Raw genomic sequence first — 13,721 nt, forward strand, 5'->3', positions numbered from 1 at the left:
ATAGAAAGGGATCAGGAGCGGTCAGTTTCCAACTAACAAACCGGTTCAAGCGGTCCCGCTCCGCGGGTCCATTTCAGCGCTATGACGGTGCAGGCGCTTGATATCGACGGCATCCGCGATTTCGCCGCTCGATTTCGAGCAGCTCTAGACCGCCTTGACCCAGCAAGCCTGTCGGTGGGCTTCCACCAGTTCCCTCTCGGTGCTTGCGGCGATACATGCCTTCTCCTAGGCACGGCGCTGATTGAGCGGGAACTAGGAGAATTTCAGTATATCTGCGGCCACAACCTCCATGGCGGCAACTTTGAAAGCCACGCTTGGTTGGCGGCACACGCTGTCATCGTGGATATTACAGCGGACCAGTTCAATGAAGGCATGCCGCCCGTATTCGTTGGCGAAGAAGCGGGTTGGTACGGGAAATGGTCGAACAGGACGAATCTCGGCACTGGCGACTATCATCTATGGAACAAAGGCAGCGCTGGTGAACTAGGCCGCAGCTACAAACTGATAATGGATCGTCTGTGATATCCGCTGATGACCCGGAGGAAAAACCCATGCGAAGCCCAAGAAAGTCAAAAGCACGGTGGCGGCCCAACCCTGAAGAAAAACAGCCAACCCCCGATGAGGAAATTAAAGCGAAGGAGAGACAGCAGGCAGAAAATATGATGCATCCAAAGCATACGGTCGAGTTGTGCGAGGAAACTCTAGTTATCCTTGCATGGCTCTCGAAGGTTGACGGTACTCCCGCGCTTGAACAATTTGAGCGCTGCGAGAGGCATTTGGAAGCGATGAAACGAGTAGAAGCGCTGCTCGCTTCAAAGGGCATCCACGGGTACACCGACTACGTTAAGTACCAGAACAAAAAGGCGCGACTTTGGGCCGCCTATATGGCCTCCAGGAACGTGTAACGCTCGCCCCACCCCCTCGCCACTACGTGTCGGCTGATGCGCTGAATTTCGCGGCATTGGCCGCTGCGAGAGCCAATGCCCGAGACAGCTCTAGCGCCTGATCGGCCGTCACCTGGAAATGAACGCCGATAACGCTCGCAATTACAACGGTGATTTCGTCCTCGATTTGCTCAATGGCGATTGCCGCCGACTCGTCGATTTCGATCCGCGCTATATGTCCCGGAAAATCATCCCGTTCATTCGCCATAGCTGCACTCCATGCTTCCGGCGATAGCCTATCGGAGATCCTGCTTCAGGTCACCGCGGACACGGCGGCAATCGGCGGTGCTCGGCGGGGTGAAGAACGTAGCCGACTACCATCGGCCGGAGATCCAACCAACGGCGTAGCAATCCCATGCCTCCAACACCCAACCAGATCCGCTTCGCTGTCGAGCCTCGACTCGTGCCCGCACAGAAGGCCGCGCGGCGGCTGCACCTTACCGAAACTGAGTTCAGGGAAAAGCTTCACGCTCTTCAACGCGCGGGCTTCCCCGCAGCGTGCTCAGTCACCGGCCACTACGACTTGAAGGCCATTGATGCATGGCTAGACGCTCGCGCGGGAATTGGTGACTACGAAGGCAAGCCAAAACGGAACGTTATGGACGGCCTGCAGGAGAGGCTAGCATTAATTGGGAAGCCTGAGAGCGCCCTCGATGTCAGAGCGAATGCAAGATCATCCGACGCCTTCGGTCGCCCACCAAGTGAGAAACCTCTTGGTCTGAACGAAAAGCGCGGCCTTAGCGGATACTACGCAAAGAGACATGGGCCGCCGACCTCCGTGTATGGTTGCGGGCCTGGTACCATCGGCAAATTGCTCACTCGGGGATATATCGAAATGTTCGAAGAGCAATTGTCTTCCTGCAAAATCACCCCCGAAGGCGAAGCTGCATGGCTCGCAATTGCCGATCGAGAGGGAAAAGATTTTTAGGCGGCGCCTCCGCTCAGTCCGTCCAATCCACGCTTGGACCGACCGGCAGTGTCGAATCCAAGCCTGTTAACAACAAGTCCGTCAGTCTTGCCCGCGCGCACGCAGCGGCAGAGCATTCCTCCTCCACGATGGAGGCACGCGATGTCGAAGGACCATACGACGCTCAACACAGCTTTCTTGCTGATGGCGCAATACGGGCCGCGCGCGATCATCCCGCTGGACGACGTTCGCAGGGACTACTTCTCACACCTCGATCTCAGCAAGTTCATCCGCAAAATCAACGAGGGCGAAATTCGCCTGCCGCTGGTGCGCATTGAAGACAGCCAGAAATCAGCCAAGGGAATCCATTTGCAGGACCTCGCAGACTACCTGGACGCACGGCGCGAGGAAGCGAAGAAGGAGCTTAAGCAGGTTTGGGGGATATAAGACGAATGTCCCCTTGCTCTCGCCCTGCGGTTGTTGTTGGATGCGGCGCGGGGACAAGGGGCTAATCATGAAACGCGTATTCATCAGCTTCAGGCACGAAGACAAGCCACAGATCAATGGACTCAGGCTTCTGGCGGCTAATCCCGACTTCGATATCGAATTTTATGACGAGTCGGTTCGCACCGCTATTGACAGCACAAACGCCGAGTACATCCGGCGAAAAATCCGGGAAAAAATAAACAGAACCAGCATTACCTTATGCATGGTTAGTGAGCTCACCTATACGAGCCAATGGGTCGACTGGGAGCTAGAGGAGAGCATCGACAAGGGGAATGAGATCATCTGCATGGGTCTCCCGAACGGCCCTTCCAACCTCCGGCTCCCTGAACCAGCGCGAAGGCTAAACCTTCAATGGTGGTTTTGGGATCACAACCGCTTGGCCCGCCTGATTGCTGATGCTCTATGAGCAACAACATCGGCAGCACTGAGCAAGAGCCGAACTCGGGATATCCAAGGCTCGAACAGCAGATTCGCTGGTACGACAGCAAGTCGGCCACTGCGCAGATGTGGTTCAAGCGGGTGAAATGCTGCGAGTTCTTACTCAGTGGATTTGTACCTATTTCCGCACTGATAGCCGAAGGTTGGGTGACCGCAATGATCGGCGCTGCCGCCGTGGTCTTGGAGGGTCTGCAGCAGCTAAATCAATGGCAGCACAACTGGATCACTTACCGGTCTACCTGCGAAGCGTTGCGACATGAAAAGTACTCGTATCTTGCCAGATCTGGCTCATACGACGGTCTAGCTGACGATCAAGCCCATAAAGCCCTCGTGGAGCGAGTCGAATCGCTAGTTTCAACCGAGCACGCGAAGTGGATCACGCGACAAGAGTTCGACCCCAAAAAGGTCAAGAGAGAGCATTCTCCCGCGTGAGCCGAACTTCGACATCAGATCTCCGACCGCTGGGCGCTGAAGTGGCGATTGACTCTCACCTCTCCTCCTCCGGCCTGGCCCGCGCAAGCCGCTTACCCTCACCTTTCTTCCGCCTCCCCGGCATCATTCACAGTGAGGGTCGCAGACATCGCTATTCGGGGAGATCCGACCGCAAGGTTGATCGCTTCTAATTCGAAAACCACACGCGACAGCTCACGCGCAAGATCGCGGACGCTCTCCGTAACCTTGAGCATTTGCTTCGTTTTCTGCTGAAGTCGGGCCACGCCTATATGATCAGGACTGTTCCTAACCACACGGTGGTCAAGCTTCAGGTGCGTCACGTTGAACGAACCATCCTCGTTCTGCACCAGATAACCATGCGCTAATTTCACGCGGAAATCGTTCATGTCGAGCGCGTTTTTGATGGCCTTCTCTCCATCCTGCCTAGCCTTCGCATTCAGCGGAGGTAGATTTCCAGCCTTCGTCCCTCCGAATGTCCTAGCGGATTTGAGTCCGGCCAAAACAATTCTGCAGCGCCTCACGAAATCTCCAACAGCGGCAACCACCAAATCATCGTCGGCGGCCTTGACCTTAAGCATTGACTTGATCGCATCACCGACTGCCCTGTCCATTTCGGAGTATCCTATGAAGAAGTCGGCCAGCGCGATTTTGCCTTTTTGCTCGTCGTTCATGGGGACCTCTCCACAGTGCCGACAAAGCCGGGACTTTACGATCTGATTCTGCGACTGTCCTTGGTTTAATCTATCCCCATTGGGGGCGCTTCGGCGCGGTATTCCGATAGGCGCAGATCATCTTGCGTTCGATCTCCGCTTGCGGTTGGATGCTGGTAGGCAAAAATGGGGGGATGACGTGGGGCGAACTTTGCTGGCAATTCTGCTGACTGGAATTTTAGCCGGGCCAGCCAACGCGAATTGGCAATATACAAAATGGGGAATGACTCCGGATCAGGTCATCGCGGCGTCGCGCGGCGAGATGAAGAAATGCGACGCGACATGCAGCAAGCAAAGAACCGATACTGAAACCGCCCTCACCTATGCCAAGTACCGGTCCGGAGAGTTTTCCTTCACGGCGTTCGCGTTTTTCGGCAACAGTTCGAACCGCCTGGAATATGTGGAGCTGCGTCTTGACGAGGCTTCGAAAGCGTACCGATTGCTGGCTGAGCTAAAGAGCAAGTACGGCGAACCCACCTCCCAGAGCAACACGCAACTTTCAACCATGGGAAGCTGACGCGGAGCCGGCGACCAACTACAGGTCATGATTTTAGGCGCGCAATCGCCAAACTATGCAACTGTCATCTATCGTCCACGAGCTACCGCATCAAATAAGGGCCTTTGATGGACCTGCGCCGACGCGCCGAAAGCCTCGATCATGCGACTCCTATTTTCACTTTCCGTAACCACCTTCGTCGTGATCGGCGCGTTCGCGGCTATCAAGTACCAAGCCGGCAGCTAAGAGCGCACCGCGGCGCCACCACAGAGCGAAGTGGCTCGACGCTCCGTAGCCTACCTCATCCGGCGCGCTTGAATGCGCCCAGCAAGTGATCCGCCAGCACCGGTGTTGTAGGTGATTTGCATCACGAGATAGATGGTGGTGTTAGCCGAAACCGAGAAGCGATACGGCGGAATTGGGCAGGTAACGTTGTAATACTGGACAAACGGTCCGACGAATGCGCTTAGCCTTCCCGGCGTCGAGTCGAGCGTTGCAGAGGTAGTCGAAATAGACGCTTCGACGATCTGCACCGACAGAGGGGAACCCGTAAGAACGCCGATCGCCGAAACATCCCAATCACCGGGCGTCAGCGTAATAGAGGCAATATTGATAGTGGCGCCATTGCTGAACCCGACAGAGCCTGCCGACGACGCCAAGCACTCTCCAATCTTCCCCGCCGCAGCGCTGTCGTTGGTCGCGGTCGCCGGCAACTGCCCATCAGCCATCCCAATGTTAGATCGCGCTTGCGATTGCTGCGGTGCTGTCAAGGTTTGAGCAGCAAAGCGAACAGCAGCGAGATTTCCAGCAGCGGTTGCTGCGTTCGCCACGTCCGACAGATTATTCGTCGACAGCAGATCGCCGCTACCAGGCGCACCAGAAAGCGACAGATTCCAATCAGCGAACGTGCCAGACCCGCCGACTCGCGTAACGTTAAGCGTGAGATTCCCGCCGCCGTACGCGGTGACGAACCCCTCCATGAAGTTCGCGCCGTTCGCCGCCGAACTGGCGCGAACGTAATTGCCAACCTGGTACGCTAGGCCCGTGCCGACGCCGTTGAACGTCTTGGAGCCCGCGCCGATCGCGAGCGAAGTGCTGGATGAGCCGCCGTAGCCTTTGCCGGACGGAATGGTGAAGTCAAAGACCGCAGCGTTGGACGTGCCAGAATTGGTGACGTTGGCGTTGGTGCCTGGCGCTCCCGTAGTCGTGGTGCCAACCGAAACCGTTGCAGCAGTGCCGGCCGCCGCTAGCACCTGCCAATCGGTCGGGTTCGGCGGTGTCTGGTTCGTACTCGGCGCGAGCGCCACATAGGACGATCCTGCCAACGAAACGACGTCGCCAATCTCATAGGCGGTCGCCGCGCTCCATGGACCAGTGACGCGGAACCCTTTGTACGCCCCCTGAAATACCCAGGTGCCGCCGGTCTTCAGCCAGAACTTATAGGCGCCGGGCTGGATTGCGTACTGGTCCTCCTCCCCGAGCGACGGATCCGGTCCCGTTTCCGCCGGCGGTACGATGACGGGCACGCCTCTCGTATTGAGGGCGGCGACCATTTCATTGACCGACTGCATTGCGGTGCCACCGGCAAAGCGCTGAGGTGATGACTGGATGATTGTGTAAGAGACGCCGACCTTGTCGCCACCGCTCCACGGCGCCCACAATTCAAGGTGCGTCACGTCGGTGACGTCCCTAATTGCGATGTCCGGCAGTCCATCAATGATAATACGATCGCCTGCGCGCGCATTGGCCGCAGACCAGATGGTGCCGCTGCCGACAATCACGGTGTCGCCGTTTGCGACCGAAACGGTGCCGGTTTGATAGCTTGAAAGCGCAGTCACTTAGATATTTCCTTCCGACGTCTCAAAAGTTCCGAAATGAATTTTGCGCTTGTCCGCGTCTTCCTTCGCTTCGGCGATCACGGCCTCAAGCCGCGCTTTCGCCTCGCGGAATGAAATCGTCTGCGCACGTGCGCCATCGCGCACATCTTTGGTGGTTTCTGTCATTGGATTCCTGGTTGATTGATCATCGCTACGCGTGGTCGCAGCGATTCCTGCGGGGTTGCGCACTCAGCGCGGTGTGCTAAACAGCGGTCTAAACAATTTTGAAGGACTCTGGATTTGGCTAAGAATAAGAAGACTGTTCGCCGCGAGTGGACGAAAGACGATGTGAAGACCCTTAAGTCACTCGCGAAGCAAAAGGCTGGTGTTAGGAAAATTGCGAAGGCGCTGAAGCGAACGCCCGCCGCGACTACTGTGAAAGCTCATACCCTTGGGGTCTCGCTGAGCACACAGTAGCTGCCGATCCCACTTAGGCAGCTATTTTCTCGCCAATCTCATCAGGCCATCGTCGAAGGATCCGCGAGGTGACGCTATCGACGGTCACGGTTGTGAGCTGCGCAAAGCCGCCGACAAAAGCGCCCGCGTCGCCTGCCCGCTGTGCTTCTAGTACGGCCAAGCCGTCAACTATCGGATCTAAGTCATCGGCCGCGCGACCATTCGCGATCTCGCCAATGATGCGATGGACCGCTTCGTTAGCGGGCGTGACTGACAACCCCTCCAGGTCGAGAATGGTCCACGGCTCGCTATACCGATCGTGTGACGAGACGATATACGCGTTCGGCCCCGCAGTTTCAGACACGCCAGCGACAACGATCTCGAAATCCGGGCCGGCCGCGCACTGGTTCAATAAGTGCCCGTAATGCTCCGCACAGGCTTGAAGCGTGGGTACTATCGCCCGCTTCAAAGCATCGAATGAGCGCGCGAAAGACAGTTCCTCGGCGATTGGCGCAAATCCCAAATACGCACCGCGCATCGCCATTGCGGCATTGGTGTGCGGCAGTGGCCGAACCTTAGGGCCGATACCAGCCAACGTGCCGTCAGTTTGATATATCGCGGCGTCTGTGTAGACATGCACCGAGCTTGATTGAATCAGGACGTTGATCGCAGACAACTTATTTCTCCAAAACATCGATATTCAAATCGCCGCCGAGACCGACGCCAGCGGTTAATACTCCCCCAGCCCAACCTGGAAGGCCGATCGCGCCTGCTAAGGCGGGGCCTGCCCAGAACGCGAACGCCGACACCGCGACCAACGCGACAAGACCAAGCACCTGCTTGCCGGTGTTGCCGCCACCGCCAAGCGGGTACGACACGAAGCGCACGTTGTCGTTTGCGGCAATCCGGGTGCGCCGCCAATCCTTGCGCAGTACCGCTTCGCCGTTGACCTCAAGGATGGTCGGCAAGCCTTTGCGGAACTGCCAGCCATACTTGCGCTCGCGCGTGGCCCAGCCGGAGCGGCGCAGGAAGGCCGTCACGGTCTCACGGGGGCGCGGCTCAACGCGCGCGACCTCGATGCCGGGCATGACGACGTGCAGCACGGGCCTGCGAGTAGCGGTAGCGCTGCGGGATGGTTTTTCCGTCACGGATTGCCCTTACGAAGTTTCCTCGCAGCCTTCTTCCGCCATGCCGTCCAATCATTGATCTGGTCGGGCTCAATGAGTCCGCCAATTCGGTCATCCACCCATCTGTGTACGACTTTCTGAAATACGCCCGCCCCGGTCACGGACGTGAGGAGCGCAAGGCCGCCGATCTTGTGCGCCTCAACGCTGCCAGGTCGCGTCGCAAATTTTCGTCGCCGCTGCGCTTCCAGAATGTGCAGCAGATCAAGCTCGACGTCGGCCTGATCGCCAATATCCTCGCTCAAATCGAAGCTCGGAAAACCGATCTCGCTCATCGGACGAAAGGGCGGCGGGTTTATCGTCGAAAAGTCGGTACGCTCCAGCTTGAACGCGGTCGAATCTACGAAGGCATTTTGCCCGAACTCGCGCCTATGTGCGGCGTCGCGTGTCGCGATTTCCTCGTCTCTTGCCGCCTCGTTCATTCTCAGCACGTAGGCCGTTGGCCCGTTCTCTCTGGTCGACCATCCGATAATGTTTACGGTGGCGTCCTTCACCGGCGCCGCATAAATCAACGTTTTTTCGTAGATCTCCGGGGCCGCAGCTTCAATGCCATCTATCATGTCATCAAAGCTGACAAACCGGTTTGCTAGTTCGATCGGCACGAGCAGCCCGGCAAGCCCAAGCCCTAGCGTTGAGACGGCCGCGTGCAACGTCGGGAGGGCGTATGCCTTTTGGCCAACGTACAATATTCTTCCGTCGATGTCGTAACCTGCACCATCGACCATCATGTGGACGGCGCCACGTCTCTTCTGAAACAAAATATTGCAGGCACTCACTGTCGTTGCCCCTCCGCCACTTGCGTTGATCGTCTCATTGCGGCAGATGTTTTCATCGGTGCCGCGTCGTTCGCTTTCAGCGCGTCGTCGACGCTCGGATAAACTTTCTGAAGTATATTGGCTATTTGCACATCTTCTGGCGAAAGCAGCGATGTCTGCTGGCCGCGTGAAATGTTGGTGGCAACCCTCGCCTTCTCCAGCGCTTCAGCCGCCAAGCCGGCGTCTTGCGAGAGGTCTTGGATTTGATCCATGACCTTTTGCGTAATGGGAATTCCGGCCTGCTGAGCCGCTGCAAGAAGCTGAGCCTGCGCCTTGGCTTGCTCGGTTGCCGCCGCGCCCTCGCCCTGCGCCTTCGCAAGTGCATTCGTCGTTGCGACGTATTTGGTTAAGGTTTCCCTGGCGCGATCATACGCGTCTGCGGCCTCCTCGCCGTCCTTGCGCTTGGGAAGGTGTGCGGCATCAGGGCTTGGGTTGTTGGCAGCGGCAGGCCGAGCGCGTGGCGTTGGCACTCCGTTTGGGAAGTCGGCCTTGGACTGCTGCTCGGCGACTGCCTGTAGCATTTTTGCAGCAAGCTCAGCCTTGGCGCGCGTCAATTCAAGGCCGCGAATGATTGCCGGGTCTTCGCCCTTCTCGCTCATCCGGTCGATAACGCTGCCGAGCTGCTCGATGTTTTGTTTAAGGCCAAGCGCTTCTTTTATCGCGACGCTGATGGAATCAGCCCACGCATTGAATTTATCCTGCCCGCTGCCAGATTGTATATTTTGCGACTCAAGAACCTTGGCGAGAAGGTCTTTCGCCTTATCAATCAAACCGTCAAGATATCCAGCAATATCCGCAGACACCGCCTTGAACTGTGCGGCGAGCGTTGCTGTTGATTGATTCCATGCCCTATCGAATGCAGCGGCCTTGGCGACGGTGGCTCCGTCGATAATTACCCCCGCGGCCTCGGCACCGCGAGCAATCTCTTCAAATGCCTTGCTACCGTTGCGTAGCGCCTCAACCCACCCTTCAGAGAGCCCAAGCATCTGTGCTGCTTTGGACTTTTCTGGGATAGAATCGAATTTATTGATCAGGCCGCCGGCAATCGTCAAAAGCTGATTAAGACTGATAACATGGCCATTGCGGTCTTTATACTTGATGTTATTCGCATCAAGCAGGCGCGTCAGCGAGTTTTCGTTTTCTTTGGCATCGGCAAGAAGGCTCGCGACCTTCCGCAAGTCCTCGGCCGACTCCTTAGATGAGACACCGCCCTGCCCCGCCGCAAACTGTATCTGTTGGAATCGCTCGGCAGTTAATCCGGTGAACTCTGCGTTCTTCTGCAGATCGGCAAGCTCGCTATTGACCTTGGTGATCGCAGTCAGCAGACCACCAACAAGGCCGGTGACTCCAGCCGCTGCCACGCCCAGTGACGCAAAGCCGCCTGCCGTAGGATTGAGGCTTGCAAACGACTGCTCAATGCGCGACACCGCATCGTCAGCGATATCACCAGCCTTGTTCATGTCGCTTTGGAATTGGTCCAGCTTTGCACCAAGCTGGACAACAAGATCATTTGACATCTATTTTCCGATTATTGGGGAGTCATCAAAAAGCGCGAGCGGCGCGTGGTGCTTTCACGCTCGGCAGCCGTGCGGCTACTTCGCCGATCTCCTTCAGCAGTTGCGCCCTAAGATCGAGCGCAACCTCGCCCGGCTCTGGATCACAGCCGATTAGCGAACGTGGCTTGGGATCCAGCGGGCAAGCGGCGAACTTGCTCCTGCCGAGTGCGGCTGCAAGCCGTATCTTGATGCACCTCAGTTCGTACGGATCGCGCGCTGCCTGGCCCTGCCGAAATAGCTGGACGGCTTCAAGTGTTATGTCGAAACGACGGCGCCGCTTGTCCCGTTTCAATCTCGCGGGCATCACGGTTCCCCGAATTGTTCGAGTCCCCAGCAGGCGTACCGCGAACCATTCGGGTGCTCGGCTCGCCATCTGGCCAAGATTTGCGTCCCGTAGAGTTTCCACGCGCTGCGCGCCGCCTCCCGGTCAGGATGACCGTGCTCGTCGAGTTCGCAGATGCCGTCTAGTTCCCCTGTGCACGGCCATCCCATTTCGAGCGCCCATTCCCAATCGTCGAGCGTGCCAGCCGCCTGCTTACGCCTATCTCTCCGCTTCCGAACCGGCACTAGCGTCGCGCTCCGTAAGTTGCATCTCGCGGCATGCGCGGCCCGTCGCCGGGCTGCACATCAAGCCCAAGTTCGCGGCATAGGATGCGGAATCTGTTCTGAGCTTTGTGCTGGATATCGACCCATGGGCTAGGTTTTTGGCAGCCGAAGCGGTCCAGAACTACGGCCCCGTGCTCCGAAATGGCGGCTCGCGCCTGCTCGGATTGATCCAGGCTCTCGCAGGCAAGCCTCAGTAGATGGTCGTGATGTTGGTCGAGATCGTAGTCATCATGGACTTTCCGCCACCATGCTTTGGCTACGCGCGACAGGTGATCGGGTGGCTTTGGTGAGGCCATTCGGGTCTCCAAAATATTTTAAACTCTGGGGCAGCGCTCGCGCTTGCTGTTGGGGGCCGCCGGTAGCTAAGGCCGAGGGGTCTCGACTTTCTCACCACCCCCGGGGCTAGACTGGCCATCCGTCGGCCGCGAAGGTCACGACGGTCTGTCCCAGATCTTCACGTTGCCCGCGACTAGCGTGACACGGTCGGCATGTTGCGACGAGCGGCCCAGACCAGAATTTCGTTAGGTCTCCACGATGCGCTTCTGCATGATGCACATCAGCTGCCGGCTCAACCACTTCGCGTTCTAGGCACCACTCGCAAAGTGGCCGCTCAGACAGGACCTGTGCGCGCAGCCGCTTCCACCGCGCTGTCGAATACAATCTACGATACGCGATGGCCTCAGCCGATCGTCGATTTTTCGCACTCACTTCGCCGCGCCGTAACGAACCACTCTTCCGGTTCGATAGTAGGAGCCCTGCGGGCACCACTTGCTAACCTCGACTTGATGCTGAAGTTCGGAAAGCGTCATGAAGGTCCTTGGTTTATAGGAATGGGCGATGTGCGGAAGCACCCCGCGAGCGTGCTGCCGGGCATCCGGGCTAGTCTAGCGCGGGAATTTCACTAGGTTTGGGGAAGAGGCCCCGCGCCGAGGGATAGATGTCTGCTTTCGCCGACATCTAGAGAAATACGGATTGACGCCCAGGTTTAGGGACTCGTTATGCTGCCTTCTGCAAAATATTTTCACCTACTAGCGCACGCAGCGCCGCGAAGGCTTCATTGATTAAGAAAATGCCCCGTCGCTCGGCGTGCTTTCCGCGATAGCCGCAGCTCTCACCGATCTCGCGCGCTATTGCGTCAGTGATGGCCATATCGAGTATTTCGGCGTGGGCACCAAGCGCAGCCCGCAACGATTGATCTTCCGCCTTCCGCGATTGCTCAGCCTCCGCGAAGCACTCCAATGGCGCTCCTGATCTGCCGGTTGAATGAGTGATGCCGGCGAGGAACCCCGCATTCCGGGCAAACGGCGCGGAGGTGCGTACCAGTCGGCGCAGATTGCGCGCGGGCGGTTTCTGGCGGCTGCCCTTGGCGGCGCCCAAGCGCTCCACAGGCTCCAGCGGTCTACCGCGATTCGTCCTGCCCCAGCGAACCAACCGGCCGTGGCGAAACTCCAGGTCGCCTATTTTTGTGGTGTTGCCGAAGACAAGCGGCCGGCACACCTGACGAACGTCGACGCGCTTGCCATCGCGCACGGTGCAGATCACCGAAACGCGCCCTGCCCCCTCTATGGCCCGTTCGATCTCTTGGACGGTCGGCCTCACCTCAAGGTCCCGCTCTCCGCTCTCCGAAAAGCCAGTATTCGCCGACTCCTCATCCTCATCGACGATGATCTCCGGTTCCGCGTAGACGTCCGCAGCGGGTGCGCATTGCATATCCCGCCAGAACTTCCACAACGGCACGGCATCGGGCGATGCGCGGCTAAGCCGCTCAAGCGTCGGCGAGTTCAGAACCGAAACTGGCTCCGGCTGGGGACGCTGAACGAAGGCTCTCCGTTCGGCCAAGCTCGTGAACCTGTCCGCACGGATGGGCCGGTTGTCGTTGGCTGGCGTTGGCTGCCAGGCTGCTAGCGTCTCACGGTAATCCTGGTGTGCTTTGGGCATCTGCCCTCCTGCTGTGTCTGGCCGTCTGCGCGGCCTCTGGTGCTGTCGGCGCGGGGCCGATAATCAAAAACAATCAAAAAAGATTCTACGTGAGGTGGACGGCGGTGTGAGGATGGAGCGGCGCTAGAGTGTCGAGCGGCCCCTCCCCTCGTGACGCTATGACGCATCGCACGCCAGGATCCGTATCCACCCCTCACCCGCGCGTCATGCGCCCAAAAATCCGGAAGCTCGATTGCTTCATAAGATAGGTCGCGTCGTTGCGCCCGGTAAAGGGCGGTGCGCGTCCGAACTAAACCGCACTGTCATAGTTAAATGCGGAAGCCGTTTTCATCCGGTATGAAACCTCGATGGACATGCTTTCCGAGCGCGCGAATACAGCCATCCTCGAATCGCGTCTATTGCGGCTGGAACTTCAGCGAGTCCGCCGCGAATACGAACAGATGCGCCAGCGGCTGCGCGAACGAACGCTGGATCTAGCGAGAGCGAACACACGTGCCAGAAATATCTTGGCCCGTAATCCGGGCGCTGGAGTTGCGGCCCGCCGCGTGTGAGGCAGCCCGGACCATGTTTTGTCTGCCATTTTGCCCGCCGAAGAATTTCCCTAGGGACGCCGGTCATTAGGTGAAGGCGGGAGACTTCGAGGTGGCCCCATAGATCAAGAGCTAGGCCAACTGCAGCACGCCGGTAAAGGTGGTGCGCGGGCATTTCTGGAGTGTTGCAGATGGGTGACGAGTGACGGTGGTCGCTAGCCGTACCGTACCGAGCACCCCCTAGAGAAAGAGGCGGTACGGTACGATATGATTTCTCCCAATGACGGGGTGTGTAAAACACACACCCCGTCATAAAGTTTGGTTTTTTGCTTGTGCGTACATGCATGACGTACGCACATAAGCC

The 13,721-nt window shown here is 58.0% G+C and carries 18 protein-coding genes; 8 read left to right on the forward strand and 10 right to left on the reverse strand.

Annotation, left to right across the window (positions count from 1 at the left end):
- Positions 1-81 precede the first annotated feature (81 nt).
- Positions 82-522 (forward strand): hypothetical protein, encoded by a 441-nt coding sequence (locus AC5ZG5_RS42020; protein WP_456646565.1) that lies wholly within the window; start codon positions 82-84, stop codon positions 520-522.
- 29 nt (positions 523-551) lie between these two features.
- Positions 552-905 carry a hypothetical protein gene (locus AC5ZG5_RS42025; protein ID WP_456646566.1) on the forward strand — a complete coding sequence of 118 codons (354 nt, stop codon included), beginning with the start codon at positions 552-554 and terminating at the stop codon, positions 903-905.
- Positions 906-927: 22 nt separating this feature from the next.
- Here AC5ZG5_RS42025 and AC5ZG5_RS42030 read toward each other — a convergent pair whose 3' ends face one another.
- A complete protein-coding gene (locus AC5ZG5_RS42030) occupies positions 928-1,152 on the reverse strand; it encodes a hypothetical protein (protein WP_456646567.1) in 225 nt (74 codons plus the stop codon).
- Positions 1,153-1,347: 195 nt separating this feature from the next.
- Here AC5ZG5_RS42030 and AC5ZG5_RS42035 point away from each other — a divergent pair, with 195 nt between their 5' ends.
- The 4 genes from AC5ZG5_RS42035 to AC5ZG5_RS42050 all read left to right on the forward strand — a co-directional run bounded on the left by AC5ZG5_RS42035 (position 1,348) and on the right by AC5ZG5_RS42050 (position 3,228).
- Entirely contained in the window at positions 1,348-1,872 is a 525-nt protein-coding gene (locus AC5ZG5_RS42035) for a hypothetical protein (protein ID WP_456646568.1), read from the forward strand.
- A gap of 141 nt (positions 1,873-2,013) precedes the next feature.
- Positions 2,014-2,298 carry a pyocin activator PrtN family protein gene (locus AC5ZG5_RS42040; RefSeq protein WP_456646569.1) on the forward strand — a complete coding sequence of 95 codons (285 nt, stop codon included), beginning with the start codon at positions 2,014-2,016 and terminating at the stop codon, positions 2,296-2,298.
- 67 nt (positions 2,299-2,365) lie between these two features.
- A complete protein-coding gene (locus AC5ZG5_RS42045) occupies positions 2,366-2,764 on the forward strand; it encodes a TIR domain-containing protein (protein WP_456646570.1) in 399 nt (132 codons plus the stop codon).
- The gene (locus tag AC5ZG5_RS42050; RefSeq protein WP_456646571.1) at positions 2,761-3,228 is read left to right on the forward strand and encodes a DUF4231 domain-containing protein; all 468 of its coding nucleotides are present in this window, start codon (positions 2,761-2,763) and stop codon (positions 3,226-3,228) included. The genes AC5ZG5_RS42045 and AC5ZG5_RS42050 overlap by 4 nt, the downstream gene beginning before the upstream one ends.
- 98 nt (positions 3,229-3,326) lie before the next feature.
- On the opposite strand, the gene AC5ZG5_RS42055 is transcribed toward AC5ZG5_RS42050, so the two are convergent.
- Entirely contained in the window at positions 3,327-3,920 is a 594-nt protein-coding gene (locus tag AC5ZG5_RS42055) for a hypothetical protein (RefSeq protein WP_456646572.1), read from the reverse strand.
- 190 nt (positions 3,921-4,110) lie between these two features.
- On the opposite strand from AC5ZG5_RS42055, the gene AC5ZG5_RS42060 reads away from it, so the two are divergent.
- On the forward strand, positions 4,111-4,476 hold the full coding sequence (locus tag AC5ZG5_RS42060; protein ID WP_456646573.1) for a hypothetical protein: 366 nt from the start codon (positions 4,111-4,113) through the stop codon (positions 4,474-4,476).
- Positions 4,477-4,751: 275 nt separating this feature from the next.
- Here AC5ZG5_RS42060 and AC5ZG5_RS42065 read toward each other — a convergent pair whose 3' ends face one another.
- The 8 genes from AC5ZG5_RS42065 to AC5ZG5_RS42100 form a co-directional block, all read right to left on the reverse strand.
- The gene (locus AC5ZG5_RS42065; RefSeq protein WP_456646574.1) at positions 4,752-6,293 is read right to left on the reverse strand and encodes a hypothetical protein; all 1,542 of its coding nucleotides are present in this window, start codon (positions 6,291-6,293) and stop codon (positions 4,752-4,754) included.
- On the reverse strand, positions 6,294-6,458 hold the full coding sequence (locus tag AC5ZG5_RS42070) for a hypothetical protein (protein WP_456646575.1): 165 nt from the start codon (positions 6,456-6,458) through the stop codon (positions 6,294-6,296).
- A gap of 304 nt (positions 6,459-6,762) precedes the next feature.
- A complete protein-coding gene (locus AC5ZG5_RS42075; protein WP_456646576.1) occupies positions 6,763-7,404 on the reverse strand; it encodes a hypothetical protein in 642 nt (213 codons plus the stop codon).
- Between the two features lies 1 nt (position 7,405).
- A complete protein-coding gene (locus AC5ZG5_RS42080) occupies positions 7,406-7,831 on the reverse strand; it encodes a ubiquitin family protein (protein ID WP_456646577.1) in 426 nt (141 codons plus the stop codon).
- Between the two features lie 41 nt (positions 7,832-7,872).
- The gene (locus AC5ZG5_RS42085; RefSeq protein WP_456646578.1) at positions 7,873-8,640 is read right to left on the reverse strand and encodes a hypothetical protein; all 768 of its coding nucleotides are present in this window, start codon (positions 8,638-8,640) and stop codon (positions 7,873-7,875) included.
- A gap of 44 nt (positions 8,641-8,684) precedes the next feature.
- Positions 8,685-10,244 carry a hypothetical protein gene (locus tag AC5ZG5_RS42090; RefSeq protein WP_456646579.1) on the reverse strand — a complete coding sequence of 520 codons (1,560 nt, stop codon included), beginning with the start codon at positions 10,242-10,244 and terminating at the stop codon, positions 8,685-8,687.
- A 605-nt stretch (positions 10,245-10,849) separates the two neighbouring features.
- Positions 10,850-11,185 carry a P27 family phage terminase small subunit gene (locus tag AC5ZG5_RS42095; protein WP_456646580.1) on the reverse strand — a complete coding sequence of 112 codons (336 nt, stop codon included), beginning with the start codon at positions 11,183-11,185 and terminating at the stop codon, positions 10,850-10,852.
- A gap of 700 nt (positions 11,186-11,885) precedes the next feature.
- On the reverse strand, positions 11,886-12,827 hold the full coding sequence (locus AC5ZG5_RS42100) for a hypothetical protein (RefSeq protein WP_456646581.1): 942 nt from the start codon (positions 12,825-12,827) through the stop codon (positions 11,886-11,888).
- 347 nt (positions 12,828-13,174) lie between these two features.
- Here AC5ZG5_RS42100 and AC5ZG5_RS42105 point away from each other — a divergent pair, with 347 nt between their 5' ends.
- Positions 13,175-13,378, forward strand: coding sequence for a hypothetical protein (locus tag AC5ZG5_RS42105; protein WP_456646582.1), 204 nt, complete (start codon positions 13,175-13,177; stop codon positions 13,376-13,378).
- Positions 13,379-13,721 lie beyond the last annotated feature (343 nt).

It is taken from the genome of Bradyrhizobium sp. Ses1 (genome assembly GCF_059512365.1).